Origin of the sequence: Sphingobacterium sp. JUb56 (genome assembly GCF_014191365.1) — a bacterium.
Lineage (GTDB): Bacteria > Bacteroidota > Bacteroidia > Sphingobacteriales > Sphingobacteriaceae > Sphingobacterium > Sphingobacterium anhuiense.
Genome location: NZ_JACHWL010000001.1, coordinates 3,082,561 through 3,102,360, shown reverse-complemented (window position 1 = coordinate 3,102,360; position 19,800 = coordinate 3,082,561). Strand labels below are relative to the sequence as shown.

The 19,800-nt window shown below is 34.9% G+C and carries 17 protein-coding genes; 8 read left to right on the top strand and 9 right to left on the bottom strand.

Annotated elements, in window-relative coordinates; all coding sequences use genetic code 11:
• Positions 1-17 precede the first annotated feature (17 nt).
• The 4 genes from FHR29_RS13330 to FHR29_RS13315 form a co-directional block, all read right to left on the bottom strand.
• Positions 18-836 (bottom strand): AMP nucleosidase, encoded by an 819-nt coding sequence (locus tag FHR29_RS13330; RefSeq protein WP_021188870.1) that lies wholly within the window; start codon positions 834-836, stop codon positions 18-20.
• A 101-nt stretch (positions 837-937) separates the two neighbouring features.
• Complete coding sequence (gene clpX, locus FHR29_RS13325) at positions 938-2,188, bottom strand: ATP-dependent Clp protease ATP-binding subunit ClpX (RefSeq protein WP_132773687.1); 1,251 nt, start codon at positions 2,186-2,188, stop codon at positions 938-940.
• A gap of 2 nt (positions 2,189-2,190) precedes the next feature.
• Positions 2,191-2,892 carry an ATP-dependent Clp endopeptidase proteolytic subunit ClpP gene (gene clpP, locus FHR29_RS13320; RefSeq protein ID WP_132773685.1) on the bottom strand — a complete coding sequence of 234 codons (702 nt, stop codon included), beginning with the start codon at positions 2,890-2,892 and terminating at the stop codon, positions 2,191-2,193.
• A 96-nt stretch (positions 2,893-2,988) separates the two neighbouring features.
• A complete protein-coding gene (locus tag FHR29_RS13315; RefSeq protein ID WP_132773684.1) occupies positions 2,989-3,447 on the bottom strand; it encodes a type I restriction enzyme HsdR N-terminal domain-containing protein in 459 nt (152 codons plus the stop codon).
• A gap of 103 nt (positions 3,448-3,550) precedes the next feature.
• Here FHR29_RS13315 and holA point away from each other — a divergent pair, with 103 nt between their 5' ends.
• From holA to FHR29_RS13285, 6 genes are all read left to right on the top strand, one after another.
• Positions 3,551-4,552 carry a DNA polymerase III subunit delta gene (holA, locus tag FHR29_RS13310; RefSeq protein ID WP_168125835.1) on the top strand — a complete coding sequence of 334 codons (1,002 nt, stop codon included), beginning with the start codon at positions 3,551-3,553 and terminating at the stop codon, positions 4,550-4,552.
• 228 nt (positions 4,553-4,780) lie between these two features.
• On the top strand, positions 4,781-5,398 hold the full coding sequence (locus tag FHR29_RS13305; RefSeq protein WP_132773680.1) for a TetR family transcriptional regulator: 618 nt from the start codon (positions 4,781-4,783) through the stop codon (positions 5,396-5,398).
• Complete coding sequence (locus FHR29_RS13300; RefSeq protein WP_168125836.1) at positions 5,388-6,692, top strand: TolC family protein; 1,305 nt, start codon at positions 5,388-5,390, stop codon at positions 6,690-6,692. The genes FHR29_RS13305 and FHR29_RS13300 overlap by 11 nt, the downstream gene beginning before the upstream one ends.
• A gap of 12 nt (positions 6,693-6,704) precedes the next feature.
• Complete coding sequence (locus tag FHR29_RS13295; protein WP_183915263.1) at positions 6,705-7,796, top strand: HlyD family secretion protein; 1,092 nt, start codon at positions 6,705-6,707, stop codon at positions 7,794-7,796.
• 4 nt (positions 7,797-7,800) lie between these two features.
• Entirely contained in the window at positions 7,801-9,384 is a 1,584-nt protein-coding gene (locus tag FHR29_RS13290) for an MDR family MFS transporter (RefSeq protein WP_021188462.1), read from the top strand.
• 244 nt (positions 9,385-9,628) lie between these two features.
• Entirely contained in the window at positions 9,629-10,087 is a 459-nt protein-coding gene (locus FHR29_RS13285; RefSeq protein WP_021188461.1) for a membrane protein, read from the top strand.
• A gap of 73 nt (positions 10,088-10,160) precedes the next feature.
• Here the strand turns inward: FHR29_RS13285 and FHR29_RS13280 are convergent, their stop codons facing one another.
• Positions 10,161-13,049: a TonB-dependent receptor gene (locus FHR29_RS13280; RefSeq protein ID WP_183915262.1), complete on the bottom strand. Its 2,889-nt coding sequence runs from the start codon at positions 13,047-13,049 to the stop codon at positions 10,161-10,163.
• A 681-nt stretch (positions 13,050-13,730) separates the two neighbouring features.
• On the opposite strand from FHR29_RS13280, the gene FHR29_RS13275 reads away from it, so the two are divergent.
• On the top strand, positions 13,731-15,326 hold the full coding sequence (locus FHR29_RS13275; RefSeq protein ID WP_183915260.1) for a discoidin domain-containing protein: 1,596 nt from the start codon (positions 13,731-13,733) through the stop codon (positions 15,324-15,326).
• Between the two features lie 70 nt (positions 15,327-15,396).
• On the opposite strand, the gene FHR29_RS13270 is transcribed toward FHR29_RS13275, so the two are convergent.
• Entirely contained in the window at positions 15,397-17,022 is a 1,626-nt protein-coding gene (locus tag FHR29_RS13270; RefSeq protein WP_132773672.1) for an ABC-F family ATP-binding cassette domain-containing protein, read from the bottom strand.
• Between the two features lie 228 nt (positions 17,023-17,250).
• Here FHR29_RS13270 and FHR29_RS13265 point away from each other — a divergent pair, with 228 nt between their 5' ends.
• Positions 17,251-18,387: a phage integrase SAM-like domain-containing protein gene (locus FHR29_RS13265; protein WP_183915258.1), complete on the top strand. Its 1,137-nt coding sequence runs from the start codon at positions 17,251-17,253 to the stop codon at positions 18,385-18,387.
• Here FHR29_RS13265 and FHR29_RS13260 read toward each other — a convergent pair.
• From FHR29_RS13260 to FHR29_RS13250, 3 genes are read right to left on the bottom strand one after another with little or no spacing between them, the layout of a single operon-like run.
• A complete protein-coding gene (locus tag FHR29_RS13260) occupies positions 18,384-18,674 on the bottom strand; it encodes a helix-turn-helix domain-containing protein (RefSeq protein WP_183915256.1) in 291 nt (96 codons plus the stop codon). The genes FHR29_RS13265 and FHR29_RS13260 overlap by 4 nt on opposite strands.
• A complete protein-coding gene (locus FHR29_RS13255) occupies positions 18,658-19,095 on the bottom strand; it encodes a hypothetical protein (RefSeq protein ID WP_183915253.1) in 438 nt (145 codons plus the stop codon). The genes FHR29_RS13260 and FHR29_RS13255 overlap by 17 nt, the downstream gene beginning before the upstream one ends.
• Complete coding sequence (locus FHR29_RS13250; protein ID WP_183915251.1) at positions 19,095-19,778, bottom strand: S24 family peptidase; 684 nt, start codon at positions 19,776-19,778, stop codon at positions 19,095-19,097. Before FHR29_RS13250 ends, FHR29_RS13255 begins: the two co-directional genes overlap by 1 nt.
• Positions 19,779-19,800: the final 22 nt, after the last annotated feature.

Below are 19,800 nucleotides of genomic sequence, written 5' to 3'. Positions count from 1 at the left end.
CAAAAAATGTCTGTTTCCTAGAATTTCAAATGTTTCACAGTCAACCCATTATTTTTAAGTTGCTTAAGCGCATCAATACCAATACTGATATGAGCATCTACATATTTCGCTGTTACACTAACATCACTATTAGCTGTCTTTACGCCTTCTGGAATCATAGGTTGGTCCGAAACAAGTAATAAAGCACCCGTTGGAATTTTGTTTGCAAACCCGACACTGAAAATAGTGGCTGTCTCCATATCAACAGCCATAGCACGTATCGTTTTTAAATATTTTTTAAAATCTTTATCGTGTTCCCATACCCGTCTGTTGGTTGTATAGACTGTTCCGGTCCAGTAGTCTCTGGAGTGGTCGCGAATAGTAGTTGATATTGCTTTTTGCAATGCAAATGATGGTAATGAAGGCACTTCAGCGGGGAAATAGTCATTGGATGTACCTTCTCCTCTGATGGCTGCAATTGGTAAGATGAGTTCTCCTACACCAATTTTTTTCTTCAACCCCCCTGTTTTTCCTAAAAATAGGACTGCTTTCGGAGCAATAGCAGACAATAGATCCATGACGGTTGCGGCCATTGGGCTCCCCATACCAAAATTGATAATAGTGATACCGCCTGCAGTAACACTTTGCATGGGTTTATCTTCACCATAAATAGGTGCATTATCATGCATTTCAGAAAAAATAGTGACGTATTTTGAGAAGTTTGTTAATAAAATATAATTACCAAACTCTTCTAAAGGTCTTCCTGTATAACGTGGTAACCAGTTGTGAACAATCTCTTCTTTTGATTTTAAACCTGGTGTGATAGGGCTATCTACGTTTTTTTTACTTTTTGCCATAATTCTTCAATTTAATAATTTAACCTATTTGAAGGAGGGCCTATGGGAAGAAATTTGTGCGGTTAAAAAAAATCCCCCGCGGTATGCGAGGGATTTCTTATTTAAGCGACTTGCAATTTTTTGATGTCCGACTTTTCAAATTTTTTCGTCGCATATTCTAACGTAATATGCAGTTCTTTTTGATTCGTCTTTTCCTTTGACGTAGGAATTTCAAACATTGCGTCGAGCATAATAGCCTCACAAATACTTCTTAAACCACGAGCTCCAAGTTTAAATTCATCAGCCTTGTCTACGATAAAGTTGTAGACTTCGGTATCAAATTTTAATTCAATTCCTTCGTATTCAAATAATTTTCTATACTGTTTTATTAACGCATTCTTAGGTTCTGTCAAGATACTTAATAGTGTCTCTTTGTCCAATGGGTTCAAATACGTTAATACAGGTAATCTTCCGATCAATTCCGGTATTAAACCAAAACTTTTTAAATCCTGAGGTGTGATGTACTTATAAAGATTTTTTAAATCAATTTCTGCATCATCCTCATTCATTCTGTAACCTACTGTCTGAGTACGAAGACGATTGGCAATTTTCTTTTGAATGCCATCGAATGCGCCACCACAGATGAATAAAATGTTGCTTGTATTAACAGCAATCATTTTTTGATCAGGGTGCTTACGGCCACCTTGAGGTGGTACGTTAACAACTGTTCCTTCTAAGATTTTCAACAATGCTTGTTGAACACCTTCTCCAGATACATCTCTGGTAATGGAAGGGTTATCACTTTTACGTGCTACTTTATCAATTTCATCGATATAGATGATACCGCGTTCGGCTGCCGCAACATCGTAATCTGCCGCCTGTAATAAACGAGTTAATATACTTTCAACGTCTTCACCGACATAACCGGCCTCCGTTAATACTGTAGCATCTACAATACTGAAAGGTACATTTAAAATCTTTGCTACCGTTTTGGCCAGTAAAGTTTTACCAGTACCGGTTTCACCTACAACAATTAAATTTGACTTCTCAATTTCAATTTCATCTTGATCAACTTTTTGATTTAGACGTTTGTAATGATTGTATACAGCAACAGAGATCACTTTTTTTGCGTCATCCTGCCCGATAACATACTGATCTAAGTGTTCTTTTATCTCTAAGGGACGAATGAGTTTTAACGCAGTTTGTAATGTTTTACTCTTACGTTGTTTCAATTCTTCCGCTAGAATTTCGCCAGCTTGATTGATACAGCGGTCACAGATGTGAGCTCCATCTCCAGCGATAAGCATTTGGGCATCATTTTTACTCATTCCGCAGAATGAGCAATGAACGCCACTATTATTATTTTTAGCCATTATTATTTAATAATCTCCTTTTTAGGAAGTAAAATCTCGTCAATCATTCCAAAGTCTTTTGCTTCGGAAGCCTTCATCCAGTAATCACGGTCAGAAGATTTTTCTACCCATTCGTAAGTTTGTCCTGAGTGGTCAGCAATAATAGTGTAAAGTTCCTCTTTCAATTTCATCATCTCACGAAGATTGATTTCCATATCTGAAGCAACACCTTGAGCACCGCCGGAAGGTTGGTGGATCATGACACGTGAATGTCTCAATGCAGCACGTTTACCTTTTGCTCCAGCAACCAATAATACAGCACCCATAGAAGCTGCGATACCTGTACAGATTGTAGCAACATCTGGTGCGATATATTGCATCGTGTCATAAATACCTAATCCTGCATAAACACTACCACCTGGTGAATTGATGTAGATTTGAATATCTCTTTGGGAATCTGTTGATTGTAAAAACAACAATTGTGCCTGAATGATATTTGCTACCTGATCGTTGATACCATCACCTAAGAAAATAATACGATCCATCATTAAACGTGAAAATACATCCATTTGAGCAACGTTTAATTGACGCTCTTCTACGATGTATGGAGTCAAGTTCGTAGGTGTGTTTACTTGCGCACGTGCAATAAATCCATCAACATGTTGACTTCCAATTCTGTGATGCTTGATTGCATATTTTCTGAATTCGTTTTTATCTATATTCATATTCTTTGTGATTCAAATTTATAAGACTAATATAAAACTATATTTTAAATAATAAATACTATACGCCATTTGTTTTACACATGAGTTACAATTCTCTTAAAGTTGATCATAACTCGGTAGCTCTTTTATAAAGGCAAATGATTTGTTTTCAAAATCAATTTTACAGTAGTAATGCTGTAATCCATTGCTTACTAAGAGTAACGGAATTTTATGAATAGAATTGTAATTAGCGATCTGTTCGAAGGTCGCCTGTGTAATTTTTATATGTGGTGCCTTAAATTCAGCTAGTACTATTTTTTCTCCTTGATTATTATATATGAGTAAATCACTTCGTTTTTGAAGGTCATTCAGTCGTAAGCCACCTTCTATCTTCATTAAGGATTTAGGATACTTTTTGTTGATATGGAGAAAGTGTACCCAATGTTGGCGAACCCATTCTTCCGGAGTTAAAACAAGTTTCTTCTTTCGTAAATCGTCAAAAATGAAAATGGTTTCATTCTCTTTTGTCAATTTCGCTGGATATGGCGGTAAATTTAACGGAATTGGGTTAAACATAGGACAAAGATACTAATTTTTGAATTATTCAAAATAGAAGTGATGTAGGATTCCGTTATTCAAATTTTACGGTTCGTCATTTTAGTTGTAATTTAGTGGCATCATGAATATCAGTCCTATTTTAACAGACATTAAAAAACGTAAATTTCAACCGGTCTATTTGTTGCACGGTGAGGAAAGCTATTTTATAGATGTCATAAGTGATGCATTAGAGCATACGGTTCTTAATGATGCTCAGAAAGGTTTTGATCAAACTGTACTTTACGGAAAGGATACTGATTTCTCGACAATTGTGAATGCTGCCAAGCGTTATCCAATGATGAGTGATCACCAACTGATTATTATTAAAGAGGCTCAGGATCTGAAATGGAAGGATGACGAATTGCTTCTCAAATATGTAGAGCAATGTACAGTGAGTACGGTTTTGGTGTTTGATTATAAATATGGCAAGTTTGACAAGCGTAAAAAATTATACAAAGCCATTGAAAAAAAAGGCCTTGTCGTAGAATCAAACAAACTTTATGACGATAAAGTAGCCGCATGGGTTATTTCTTATATTAAAGAACAGGGATGGAATATTCATCCTCAAGCAGCTGCCCTACTGTCAGAATATTTAGGTACAGAACTTTCTAAAATTGTCAATGAGCTGAATAAACTGATGCTCAATGTACCAAAGGAAAGAGAAATTGTTGTGGCAGATATTGAACAAAATATTGGTATTTCAAAAGATTTTAATGTTTTTGAACTGAATACTGCTTTAGCGAAGCGCAACGCATTTAAAGCATATCAGATTATAGATTATTTTGCCGCAAATCCAAAAAGTAATCCTTTAGTGTTAGTTCTAGGTACTATAGCTGGATATTTCACCAAGATTTTAAAATATCATTATATCATTGATAAAAGCACAGCAGCTAAAGAGCTGGGTGTTCATCCTTTTTTTATGAAAGAATATGAACTTGCAGCACGTAACTACAATAGAAGAAAAACATTTACGATCATCGAAGCATTAAAAGATGCAGATTTAAAATCAAAAGGAATGAATGTAGGAGGTAATACGAGTACTAAAGATATCCTGACAGAATTGATTTTTACAATACTTAATTAGCAATTTTACAAGAAATTACGATTAAAATATTCTCAATATTTTTATAAAGAAACCTTTCTCATTTGTTTGAGTGAGGTTTTTTTTATGGAAAACCTAACGTAAACCAATGTTATTTATCTTATTTACAGTGATATCGAATTAATGTTATCTTTTTGTAAATTTTAAATTAAACGCTTGTTTAAATTAAACGCTTGTTTAAATTTGCACACGGTTTTTAAAATCCCAATAATGGAATTCAGTGAAAAACAATTAGAAATATTGCATGTCGCAGAAAAGCTTTTTGCTACAAGTGGATTTGATGGTACATCTGTACGTGATATAGCACATGAAGCCCAGGTCAATGTCGCTATGATCAATTATTATTTTGGTTCTAAGGATAAATTGCTAGATGATCTTTTTACCTACAGGGTTGAAAAATTCAAGATGGATGAGAGTATTTTACAATTGACTATTCCTGTGATGGATATCCTTGACGAGATGGTAAAATCTTATATTAAATATATGAATTCTAGTCTGGCGATCTATCATATTTTGGCAATAGAAGCCGGAGTGAAAAAAAGGTTGATGCTTTCCGATTCCTATAAAAATTTAAAAAAGCACAATTTAAATGTCATTTCAAGTATTCTTCAAAAAGGAGTAGATGCAGGCGAGTTTCGATCAGGTAATGATCCAATCTTGATACATGCCACAATGATGGGGACGTTCATGAATTTTCAGATGAACAGATCTTTTCTAAAATCAGAATTAAATCTTACTACTGATGAGGAGTATAGTCAATATATGGAGTCAACTTTAGTAACCCACTTACAAAGAACGATTAAAGCTTTATTAACATATGAATATTAAAATAGGGAAGTTGGCACTCTTACTTTTCTGTCTACAGGGGGTTGCATTTGCGCAACAGGGTGATCCCCTCACTTTGCAAGAAGTAATCCGTCTTGCTCAGACACAAAGTTTGGAAGCAAAAGCTTCAGAAACAAAAATTAAAGGAAGAAAATTGGAGTTGGATGCTTCAAAGAATAGTTTACTTCCTGACGCTAAGTTGAGCGGACAATATTTAGCAATGACTTCTCCGGATGTTAAACTTCGGATACCTGTATCATCATCTTCAGATCCGATGGATATTAAAGCTAATCAGTTAATGCTAGGACAGGCTTCTGTAAGTATGCCCATCTATACAGGTGGAAAAATTAAAAACAGTATCGCAGCAGCTGGCAATGCTGTGAAGATGGAGGAGTTCTCAGCTTTAGCGTTAAAAGATCAATTGGCTGAACAAGGTATTAGCTTGTATATCAATTTGTATAAAGCGCAACAGACTGCACTTTTAATGGAAGAAAATATTAAAAGATCTGAGCAACGTGTGACAGATTTTAAAGCTATGGAGGCGAATGGGATCATTCCACGAAATGATCTTTTAAAAGCTGAATTGCAATTGTCTAATTATAAGGTTTCTCTTCAGGAAGCAAAAAAAAATGCTAATGTTTTAAATTATCAGTTGGTTAATTTTTTAAAACTAGATGAGGCTACTCAAGTTTCTGCGATCAATCTGGATGAGGCACCTATAGCAGGAGATTTCTCTGATGTTCAAACCGCGTTGGCCAATAGGAATGAATTGAAGGCCTTACAGGCACAACATGATATTGCTTTGAATAAGGTCAATATTGAGAAATCTAATGCATTGCCCAAAATAGCATTAACGGGTGGTTATGCTGCACTGGACGTACATAATTTGGTAACAGTGAAAAATGCCGTGAATGTTGGTGTAGGAGTTTCTTATGATATTGGATCACTTTATAAAAATAAGAAGAATGTCAATATCGCCCGTAATCAAGTAAGCCAAGTGGATGAAAATGTAGTTATTATGAACGACAAAATTAAAGTTCAGGTACAACAGGCGAATGAAAATTATCACTTGACGATTTCTCAAAATCAATTGTATACAGAGGCAGTAAATCAGGCGAATGAAAATTATCGTATTGTAAAGGATAAATATGATAATGGTGTGGCGGATACAGATGATTTATTAGAAGCTGATGTACAACAGTTGCAATCAAAAATTAACTTAGCGATTTCTAAAGCTAATACTGTAGAGAAATATTATGATTTACTTTTAGTAAATGGTCAATTAACAACAAAATAATTATAAATATCAATGGAAAATCAAGAAGAAAAGAAACCATCAAATAAGAAATTTGTCTTCATTCTTATTGCTCTTATCTTAGTTGGAGGAGGGTATGGTGGTTATAAATACATCCACAGTCAGTCGCATGAAACAACAGATGATGCACAGGTTGATAAAAATATGAACCCGATCATTCCTAAAGTAGGTGGTTATATTGCACAAGTGTATGTAAAGGATAATGATATTGTTAAAAAGGGAGATACATTATTTACGATTGATACACAGGATTATCTGATAAAGGTAAAAGAAGCTGAAGCTGCTTTGTTGGGCGCAGAGGGATCTTTTGAAGTATCGAAAGCTGATGTGAATGCCACTTCTGCTAATGTAGCGATTTCTGATGCGACGGTTCGTTCTAATATTGGAAGTATTGATGTTGCGCAAATTCGTGCAGAACAAGCTCAAAATGATTTCAATCGTTATTCGAATCTTTATAATAACCATTCAATTACGAAACAGCAATATGAACAAGCTTTAACAACTAAGTTAGAGGCAGAGAAACAAGTTGAGATTCTAAAACAACAACGAAATGCATCAAATTCACAACGTCAGGCTGTGCTGAGTAAAACAAATGTTGCAAGTAAACAAACAGCAGTAGCACAAGCTAACATTGAACGTGCTAAAGCAGCTGTTGACGCTGCTAAATTGAATCTTTCGTATACAGTAGTTACTGCTTCTGCAGACGGTCAGATTTCTAATGTAAAAATAAGACCTGGACAGATGGTTAATCCTGGAACAGCATTATTTTACATTGTTGATAATCATGAGACTTGGGTTGTTGCTAATTTCAAAGAAACACAGATGAATGATATTCGAATTGGACAAAAGGTAGCAGTTACTGTTGATGCGTATCCAAATATCGAATTTGAAGGTGAAGTGAATTCATTTTCACCGGCAACAGGTTCTAAATTTTCTTTACTTCCTCCGGATAATGCTACTGGTAACTTTGTGAAAACAGTACAGCGTCTTCCTGTGAAGATATTATTAACGAAAGCTAACACAGCTGATCATATTGCTTTATTGCGTCCAGGAATGAACGCTGACGTTGACGTTCACTTAAAATAAGATTATGACAGCTACACTTGATCAGGATAGTCTCATTGAATATGGGTATCGGCGTGTCATCATCACCATTATAGCAGTTCTTTGTGCTTTATTGGAGATTGTGGATACCACCATCGTCAATGTTGCTCTCAATGATATGAAAGGAACATTGGGTGCGACGTTAACGGATATCGCTTGGGTCATTACAGCATATGCAATCGCAAATGTGATCGTGATCCCCATGACAAGTTGGCTATCGCAACAGTTTGGGCGCAGAAATTATTTTGCAGCCTCTATTATTATTTTTACGGTTGCTTCGTTTTTATGTGGCAATTCAACCAATATTTGGGAACTGGTATTTTTTAGATTTATACAGGGAATGGGTGGTGGAGCATTATTAGTTACTGCTCAAACTATTATTACCGAAAGTTATCCTCCGGCAAAGAGAAGTATGGCGCAGGCCATCTACGGAATGGGGGTTATTGTTGGGCCAACGCTAGGTCCTCCTCTAGGTGGTTATATCGTAGATCATTTCTCTTGGCCTTATATTTTTTATATCAATGTTCCTTTAGGTATTATTGCTGTTCTTTTGACGCTTACATTTGTTAAGAGTCCTAAATATGGTGAAAAACAGGCTGCTAAAGATGTGGATTGGTGGGGTGTGGTTTTCTTGATTATGTTTATTGGTTCTTTACAATTTGTACTGGAACATGGACAGCAGGATGATTGGTTCTCCAATAGTACAATTGTTATCCTATCGGTTACATCAGTTTTAGGATTACTGTTTTTCGTCTGGAGAGAGCTGACCTATGATCGGCCGATTGTTAATTTGCGGGTTTTAAAGGATAAAAATCTACAGGTTGGTGTCGTGATGAGCTTTATACTCGGTTTCGGCTTGTTCGGTTCGACATTTGTTATTCCGATTTACACCCAGTCTATTTTGGGATGGACAGCAACAGATGCAGGTTTACTGCTTATTCCGAGTTCTCTGATGACTGGTTTCATGATGCCTTTTATTGGTAAGATGATTCAGAATGGGGTTCCTCAGAAATATATGGTCGCGATAGGTTTATGTGTATTCTTTGGTTTTTCATTTGTGATGTACAGCCGTCTGACAAATGATACGGGAGCGGAACACATGTTTTGGCCTTTAATATTTAGAGGTGTGGGTTTAGGTCTATTGTTCGTGCCAGTAATGACTTTATCATTGTCGACCTTATCGGGTAAAAGTATTGGTGAAGGGGCGGCTTTTACGGGAATGATGCGTCAATTGGGTGGTTCATTTGGTATTGCTTTGATTACGACATTTATTTCTCGCTTTAGTCAAAGCCATCGGGTTAATTTATTAGCTAATTTAGATCCAACTGATTTTGAGGTACAGCAACGTATCAATCAGATGCAGGCTAGTTTTATAGCTAAAGGATTTACCCCGAATGAAGCCTTAGGAAAAGCTTATCAATTATTAGAAGGTTCAGTCATGAAGCAGGCTACTGTTTTATCTTATATGGATGTGTTTTTATACATCGGAATATTATTCATAGCCTGTGTACCATTCGTGCTGATGATCAAACAAGGTAAGAACAAAGTGGATACATCAAGCTTACACTAAATAAGCTAAAAACGTAAAAGAATAGAAACAGCCGTAAATATACATACGGCTGTTTTTTTTTGTGCCTGATTTCGGATTAATGTAAAAAGCAGGTAAAAGTTTATCTGAAAAATAGTGCTAATGAAAAGAACTGAATCTACCAGATCATTTTGATTGTAACAAATCGTTAATTTATTTGTTTCTCAAGTGATGCACTTGTAAACTTAAAACAAGATTTAGATTAGGACAAACTAATGATCGACTTATGAAATTATTACTTATTCTTTTTACAGCTTTTTTTCTTGCCCTGATAGGCACAAAATTAGTCTACGGTTTTTGGGATTTTTTATTTGCAGGTAATCTTGGTATGACTGTTTTTATCATTTTCACTGGTTTGTCGCATTTTAGATTTCAAAAAGGTATGGTGATGATGATGCCAGATTTTATTCCTGCAAAATTATTTTTAGTATACTTAACGGGAGTACTCGAAATTGCCGCTGGAATCGGATTAATGATACCTTCATTAAGAGCAACCACTGCAATATTGCTCATTATCTTTTTTGTTGTCGTTTTCATTGCAAATGTTAATTCTTCGAGAAAGATGATCAATATTTTTAAAGCCGATTATACGGGGCCGGGGATGAATTATTTATATGCACAAAGACTTCCGATGCAGCTTATTTTAATAGCATGGGTATGGTATTTTGGGCTTTATTTAAAATAAAGTTTAAAAAAATCCTCCGTCATCGAGAAATGAGGAGGATTAAACCAATTATAATAGAAGGGGGGAGGGAATATTATTTCGTTAAGATGTTATCAAAAGTTATAGCCATATAGTATAAAGCGCCAAGTGTCGGTCCACCTGCATATTGTATATAATGATTGTTTAATATATTACTTCCACCAAGTTTAATAGTTGTTTTAGGCATCTTGTAACTAACCTGTGCATCAATATTATTATAAGCGGAGACACGGGCATTCACAAGCGGGCTTTCCCAGTCAAATGCATCCTGCCATTTCCAAACAAGATTAAAACCTACATTTGGCAGAATCTGTCTATTTCCGAAAGATAGATTAGATGCCCACTTAGGAGTATTGAATCCGGTAACAAATAAATCAGATTCTTTATTTTTAGTAATATCACTGTAGTTAATATTGCCGGATACTGTATAGTTACCACTGAAGTTATAAGTAATGCCAAGAGAACTTCCATAATTGTTATAACTGTTTTTGGCATTCGTATAAACACGGTAACGGGTTTGTTTGGATCTATTACTAGCTAACATATCAATAACAGATGCATCTGTTGTGATCTTATCTGTAGATGGGACGGCGACTTCTACCTGACCTAAAAATCCATTATAGACATTGCTGTAAAGATCCCAGTCAATAGCTAATTTGTTTTGAAACAATACCGCTTTATAGCCAATTTCGAAAGACTTGATACTTTCTGGCTCTGTTGCCTTTAAATTTGTAACAGCTAAAAGTCCCCGGTTTTTAAGTGCCGCATCATTAGCTGTCAATCCAGTTGCGACATCTTTGTTTACCGCTGCATTAAAACTATTTACGGATTGAAGGGTATATGAATTATCTAAGTATCCAAGTCCTTCATTGATATAGGACAAGCCTCCTACGCGACGTACATTTCCGTTATTGACAAATGATAGTGCTTCAAATAGAGCAGGAAAGCGATATCCATTTTGAAAAGATGCTCTAAGGTTATGTTTTTCTTTTAGGGTATATACTGCTGCAATCCTAGGATTAATTTTAGCTGAGAATTCAGGATTATAATCAACCCGTAATGATCCAAAAAGTTTTAATTTCTCATCCAGAAGAGATTTTGTAATCTGTCCAAAACCCCCAACTTTTTTGTAATAGACATTTTCACCAAAAGAACCATTTGACAAAGGCTGACTCCTGTCTGCTATAGGTCTTTTAAAATCCACAAAGTTGTTTCCGTCAGGAACTACTTCATAAATGGTCGCATCACCCCCTATTAATAAGTTGAAAATATTGATGTGTCGGCTTAAATCCCATTGTGCATTAACGTGGTAAGTTCTGCTCATTTGTTTCAATTGAGCACCACCTGTTGCAGTACCGGTTTTAACGCCTGCATTCAAATGATCCCAATTATTGATTTTAGTAATGGTATTCTTTAGTTCATCAAAATCTTTTGTACCAGGTTCTACACGACCTTTGTCAGCTACTATTCTAGCATTTCTTAAAGCATCTGTTAAAGATATTCCTTCATTTAACTGTGTTTGCAATGAGTTTTTATAAAGATCTCGCCATGCATTATTAGATAAATGAGTCAGGTCTAAATTGTCTGCCAAAGGTTTAATATTGTAGGAGTCACCCGTGTTTTCAGTAGAAAGGTAGGTTTTTATAGAATAGTCATTTCCTTTTAATTCTAATTTATGATTTTGAACCTTTACATTATCCAATTGAATTTTATTTCCTCTTTGAAAGACGCCATCCATTTGACCAAATCGGTAGCTATAAGATAATTCCGCATTTTCAGTAAGGCGATAATGTAATGCGGCATCAAATTTTAAATTTTCAACTGTAGGCTTTGAAAGATCTTCCTCTTTGTAACCTGTACGTCTCACAATTAGAGATTGGTTTGCTTTACCATTAATGTTCAAACCCGAAAGGGTCACAGCATTATTATTTTCGTCACCATAAATATTCCAGCCATCGTAGGCTGGGTTGTTACTACCCGAAAGTTCTGGGAAGCCAGGGTTTGCTGTGTTTAATGTGTTTGGATTTTGATCCTGATAAGAATTAGACAACCAGTCAGTTCCTCTTAAATAGCTAAGATTGACTTTAAATGCAAATTTATTATTGAAAGATTTGGCAAAACGGACGGCATTCTCTGTCAAATTACTCAATTCTCGACCAGTACCGCCGGTATGATTTAGCCCATTTTTGGAGTAAACGCTTAATCCTTCGTATAAAAACGGATTTTTTGTCAATAGATTAGCCATCCCATTAATGGCATTCATACCATAAAGAGCGGAAGAAGCGCCAGGAGTTATTTCTATACTTGCAATATCCAATTCTGTGGGACCTATGGCATTACCTAATGGAACACCTAATGTCGCCGCTTGCATATCTACACCATCAGCCAACTGAACAAATCTAAAGTTATTAGGAATATTGAAACCTCTGGTATTAGGAATTTTGAAAGTAATGCTTGAAGTGGTCATTTGAACACCCTTAACATTTTCAAGTGCATCATAAAAACTAGGGGCAGGAGATTCTCTAATAGCTCTGATATCTAATTTTTCAATTGAAACAGGAGATTTTAAGATACTTTCCTGTGTACGTGATGCCGTGACTACCACTTCTTTTCCGAGAATTGTTTGCGTCAATAATGCTAAATTTAAATTGGATTCTGGACCTGTTACTTCGTAAGTTTTTGTTTCAAAACCAACTCCTGATACTTTTAATGTAAAAGGATATTTTGCCTTTGTGTTGAGTTTAAAATCACCTTTGTTATTCGTTGATGTTCCGTTTACAGTTCCTTGAATTGTAATGGTAATTCCGGGCAAAGGTTCTTTTGTGTTCTGGTCAATAATATGACCGGTGAGTTCAATAATATTGGACCCTTGAGCAAAAGATGGAGTAGTTTTGGCCACCCCAATAATCGCGATGATAATAAAATTTAGTAATGTTCTTTTCATATTTAATATTAAATCTATCGATTTGGTAGACAAATATATTTTTTAGTTTTCACATTACAGCATTTATTTTTAAATAATAGTAATTATTAGTTTTTAACTATCTGTAATTGAGTGCTTATAATTTAATATGAATGTTGTTTTAAGTTACGTTTAGAAAGGTTTTTTTAAAAAAAATCAATATAGAATAGTCAATCATGATCTGTTAAAAATTTGTGATTTTTTTCGTATACAAGCTACCTGCAGTAATTATTTTCGTTTGATTATATCATTAATATCTTTCCGCTGTATAAGAAGATAAAAAGAATCACAATAATTTTTTTAGATGTAAGTAGGAGGGGGGAATAAAAAAAAATCTAGCTATTAATGATTCAGGTTTTGAGCACCTCTATTAGAAATTTAAATCTATTCTGTGTTTACTTGCCTAAATGAATTTTAAGCCACACTCACTAAAAGAAAATCAGTTTTATGACCTCATCACTGATCAATGTGCTTGTAATTTTTCTTTAATAGTAATTAATATTTTGGTTGTGAAATAGTTTTCACTATGCTTTTGTTACAAATAGTTTAGTTGATTGCGAAAAACAATCGTTTGCGTTAAGTAAAATATTATATTTTTTAAATAATTTTTTTTAAAATGATTTGTCTTTTATAAATTAGGTTAACACCATTATAACATAAAATATGAAGAATAAATCTTTTTACGTACTCTGTAGTATAGTGCTACTTACTGTATTCTCTTGTAAAGACATTACACAGGATTTGAGTAATTATGACAAGGATGAATCCGGTCTAGGCAAAAAGCAAGCGCTTAATCTGACTAATGAATGGCGCAACAATCCCTACAAATTAAATGTTGTTTACTTTGTGCCGAATGATTTGGATTCTATACCAAATTTCAGAAAGCGCCTGAGTAAGATATTACTCGATGCGCAGGAAATGTTTGCTTCGAATATGGACCGCGAAGGTTTTGGTCGTAAATCTTTTGGTTTGGATCTGATCAACGATTCTTTAATTAACATTATCTACATTCCAGGTAATTTTGGAAAAGCAACTTATCCTTATGAGGGGGGGAGTGGCGCAGTGAAATCGGAAGTGGATGCTTACTATGCTTTAAATCCTTCTGCAAAGAAAAGCGAGCATAATCTGATTGTCATTCCTACTTACAATAGTGATCCGGCGAATCCAGGAGGTCCGCCATTTTATGGAACGGGTACCACATGTTATGCGCTGGACTATGTGAATTTAGACGCTAAAAATTTAGGAATAGGTGGCGATATCGGGTGGAAAGCAACAGTATGGATTGGAGGAATGATTCATGAGCTAGGTCATGGTCTTAACGCTAGCCATAACCGCATGAATAAAACATTGGCTCCTACTTTAGGTACGGCATTGATGGGAAGTGGTAATTCGACTTATGGCATCTCTACAACTTCGCTGACACAAGCTACTACAGCAACATTTAATAATAGTCAAGTATTCAGTACGGTAACACGTACAGATTGGTACCAAGCAGCCTCTGTAGATATTACATCATTATCAGCTTCTGTAGCTAGTAATAAAATTATTGTTTCAGGTAAGTTTACAGCGACTAAGCCAGTGAAAGATGTCGTGATTTGGCATGATAGAAGTCCATATGGTGGTAATCAGGATTATGATGCTGTGCAATGGTCGACTAAAGTAATTGGCGTTGACAGCTTTAGATTTGAGTGCCCATTGGCAGATTTTTACGATTTAACTGGAGACTATCAGCTTCGTATTGGTTTTATGCATGAGAACGGTAGCCGGTCGACTTATAGTTACTTATATAGTTTTGTCAATAATCTTCCTGATTTGTCTAAAGTTGTTGTTCATAACTTGTTACCGACAACAGGCTGGTCAATCATAGCAGCTGATAGTCAAGAAAATGGTGCGCCTGCAAGCAACGTTTTAGATAAAAATAGAAGTACAATATGGCATACGCCTTGGTCGTCAGCTCAAACGCCACAGCCGCATTATTTTTCTGTGAATATGGGGGCTTTGAGATCTGTAAAAGGAGTCGCTTTTAGAAATCGGGATAACCTAAACGGGGCGATGAAGGATATTAATATTTACTCAAGTACAAATGGTACTAGCTGGTCGTTGGTAAAAACAGCTCAATTGATACAAGTGTCAGGAAGTTGGATCAATGTAGATTTTACATCGGTACTAAATACACAGTATCTAAAAATAGAGTCAACAAGTTCGTGGGGTAATTTCTTCTATTCACATTTAGCGGATTTTGGAGTTTATTCAAATTAATATAGATTATGAAAAAAGAGAGGCCTTGATTGTTATAATCAAGGCCTCTCTTTTTTATAGATAATAATTCTTATTTATACATTTCAGCACGCTGTGCTTGTACAACTTCACTATTAATATACTCATCGTAAGTCATCAACTTGTCGATAATACCTTTTGGCGTTAATTCAATAATACGGTTTGCTACCGTTTCAGTTAATTCGTGGTCACGAGAAGTGAATAACATGGAACCTTTAAAATCTACCATACCGTTGTTCAAAGCAGTAATGGATTCTAAGTCCAAGTGATTCGTTGGCTCATCAAAGATTAAGAAGTTTGCACCTTGAAGCATCATTCTGGAGAACATACAGCGCATCTTCTCACCTCCGGAAAGTACTGAACATTTTTTCAAGACTTCTTCTCCAGAGAACAACATCTTACCTAAGAAACCGCGAATAAATTGCTCATCAGCATCAGGGTTTGTTGTGTAATCTCTTAGCCAATCAACCAGATTTTCTGTTCTACCTTCGAAGAAAGGTGAATTATCCATTGGCATATCTGCAGGAGTGATCGTAATACCCCATTTAATATCTCCTTTAAAATCTTTGTCACGTCCTGTAAGGATATCATAGAATGCAGAAGTAATCAGTGAATTGGCTCCTAAGACAGCAATTTTATCACCTTTATTAATCATGAAGGTGATGTCTTTGAAGAAAACTTCTCCGTTAACTGTTTTGCTCAATCCTTCTACCTGTAAAGTTTGATCTCCTGGTTCTCTGTTCATGGTATTAAACATGATCGCAGGATATTTACGGTTAGAAGGCTTAATTTCATCAATGTTGATCTTATCTAAAGCTTTCTTACGTGAGGTTGCTTGTTTTGATTTTGATGCATTGGCCGAGAAGCGACGAATAAATTCCTGCAATTCTTTAACCTTATCTTCAGTTTTCTTATTCTGATCAGTACGTTGTTTCAACGCTAATTGAGAAGACTCGTACCAGAAAGAGTAGTTACCGGTATAGATCGTCATTTTACCAAAATCAATATCTACTGTATGCGTACATACAGCATCTAAGAAGTGACGATCATGGGATACAACTAATACGATAGCTTCATAAGATGCTAAGAAATCTTCTAACCATGCAATTGTATTAATATCAAGATCGTTGGTAGGCTCATCGAGAATCAAAATATCTGGTTTACCAAATAAAGCCTGCGCCAATAAGACACGTACTTTTTGATTACCGTCAATTTCTGAAACTAATTTATAATGGAATTCTTCTTTAATACCTAAACTACTTAAGAGTGTTGCGGCATTTGATTCAGCATTCCAGCCGTCCATTTCAGCAAATAAGCTTTCTAATTCACCAGCGCGTTCACCGTCAGCATCAGAGAAATCTTCTTTCATATAGATCGCATCTTTCTCTTTCATGATTTTGTATAGCTCATGATTACCCATCATTACGGTTTCCAAAACTGTAAATTCGTCAAAAGCATAGTGATCTTGGCTTAATACCGACATTCTATCGCCAGGTGTAAAAGCAACAGAACCTGTAGAAGGATCAATTTCTCCAGAAACAATTTTCAAGAAAGTCGATTTTCCAGCTCCATTGGCACCAATAATACCGTAACAGTTACCAGGCGTGAATTTTAGATTGACATCTTCGAACAATACGCGTTTACCGTAGCGAAGAGAAAGATTGGATACATTAATCATTAAAATCTATTTTTTTTAATATTTTACTATTTAATAAGTTGATTATAAATATGTTATGATGCTATTCTTTTTAGTTTTTTAAAACCTTGTGCTAAGAAAAGCAGATTTATTTGTTTACTTTGTAAAAATATAGTTCACAAATAATTTACAACAACATTTACAATCTCTATGGCTTCTATATCGGCAACCATTTTAAAGCATCATAAAAAACAGAATAACACCTGGAGTGTGAAAATTAGAATTTCACAGAAAGGAAGATCCGTTTATGTTGATACTTCGATCGTTGCTACAAAAGAAGACTTGGATACAAAGTTACGATTAAAAAAGATATTTATTGACAGGTATCTAAGTGTTGAACTAAATAGACTTAGGGAAATAATTAATTCACTTGGAATCCGAGCTGACAGGATGAGCGCTGATCAACTCAAGACGGTTATAACCCAAAAGGGGGAGACTATGGACTTCTTTAATTTCTTTGATGAATATGCAGAAAAACATCTTGGTCGTGTGAATACCATAATTAAACGCAAATCATCTGTTGCAAGATTAAAGGAGTTTGTTGGTGGTAGTGCTTTGTCGCCTCTAGATATAAAATCTAAATTCTTATCAGATTTTCAAGATTTTCTGAAAACACCAATCAGAAGAGATGCAGTCGCCAGAGGTGCGCGATCGAATAGAACAGTTTTGAATATTATTACAGATATCCAGGTTATCTTTAATTTAATGAGGGACCGGTATAATGATGAAGATACTGGGGAGATCAGGATTCCAAATAATCCATTCAGAAAACTTGTAAAGGTGGTTCCAAAGAAAACAAGGAATAGGAATTTATCCATCGAGCAAATAAAGGCAATTAGAGATGTGGAATTAAAAGCTGAAGCTGATATCATTTCAAGAGACTTGTTTATGTTATCCTTTTATCTATGTGGTGTCAATTCTGTCGATTTGATGAAAAGCCTAACAGATGAAAATGCTATCAGATTAAATTATAATCGAGTGAAAACATCCGGAAGTAGAAATGACAGTGCCTTTATCTCTATCAATATTCCTTCTGAGGCTAGAAATTTAGTGGTTAAATATGCAGGCTTTTTGCAAAGAAGATATAAATCAGTTAAATCTTTAAATAATCGACTAAGCGATTCCTTTATTTCAATTGGGAAAACATTGGGGATTGAAAATCTAAGTTATTATTCTGCTAGGCATTCTTTTGCTTCATTGGCTCGGAATGAATGCCGTTTTAGTAAAGATGATGTGGCCGCTGCACTTAACCACTCATCAAATACAATTACTGATACCTACATCGCTAAAGATTGGTCCATTATAGACGATGTTCAAAATGGGGTGCTAAATTTATTAAAGGATTAGTCAGTAACCCTAGATTTATTAATCTTTTCAGGTTTAGCAATATTTCTTGTTGAAAGCTTTTCACCGGTAAGTAGCCAGTTAAGATCCATATTGAATTTTGTATGCATATATACCATCAATTCATGACTTGGTAAACGGCGACCTTGTTCGATCCTTGAAATATTTTGCTTTTGCATTACCTCGATATCAGTCTGCTTAATATTGTATGTCAACCGGAATTCTTTAAAACGTTTTCCAACCTGAACTTCTAGTTCATTTACATCTTGTTCGTTATTCAACTCTGTCATTTTGTTTTTTCTTTTTATATAAGGTGTTATTTGTGATTTCAAAATAGTTATTTCCAAGCCATAGGTAAGGTGAAATTTTACTTACTTCTTTGCGATTAGATTCGAAAAATAGATTTCTAATCACGGAATGGTCCATTATGTTGTAAATATATTCTGTCACTTCTTCAACTAATTCTTGATCTTCATCTTGATAATTAATGTTTACGAAGAAGAACCTTATTTGACTTAATGAAGTTGCCGCATTATAATTTGTACAATTGAGTTCAATTACTTTTAATCGAATATTTTTAGGTTTGTACTTTAAATGTATACCACCATCAATAATTCCTTCATATTTACCCAGGTCTAATTCAAGGTGCTTTTTTATTATATTAAGAACCTTTTCTTCTAAATGAGATGTTGGCCATACTATAGGCATCATTAATAATGGTCAATTCTCGTTTTTCCCTTCACTAAAAACATTCCTATTATTGCATTCTTTTTAACTATAGTATCGCCCTTGAAATTCGGATTAGATGCTCTTAGTATTATTTTAGACTCATCTTTATCATAAGGGTGAACCGTTTTAATAGTTCTTAAATTATCATATTCAGAGTTAGAAATAATCAAGTACGCTTCACCCCACAATATTGATTCAATATTGAATACCTGCTTAACGGCTACGATCTCTCCACTCCCATATTTTGGATACATACTATCTCCATAAACCCGAAATAAAGCGTCACAATCATTAAAAGGCTTGAAATCTACCCAAAATGAGGGATCTTCTTTGATATCTGAAAAGCTTCCAACTATAGATGCAGTAACATCACCATCATAAAAAGGAACCCTATTAGTTTTTTTTGATGTATCAGTTTCAATATTAGTAGATTCATTCTCTATTGATCCCACACCTGTTATTACCCAATTTTTGTTTAATGTCGGGTAAGAAGCAAGAATCTTCTTAAAAGAAGCTTCTCTTATACTGTCACCAATCTTTGAAACAAAGCCATTACTTAGACCGGAATTTCTCTCAAATGTCTTAACATCAATTCCTTTTATTCTAGTGAACTCTCTAATTCTAGATTGTATCGAACTTATTTTTTCACTCTGATTATCAGTCATTTGTAATTTATAATAGAAAATA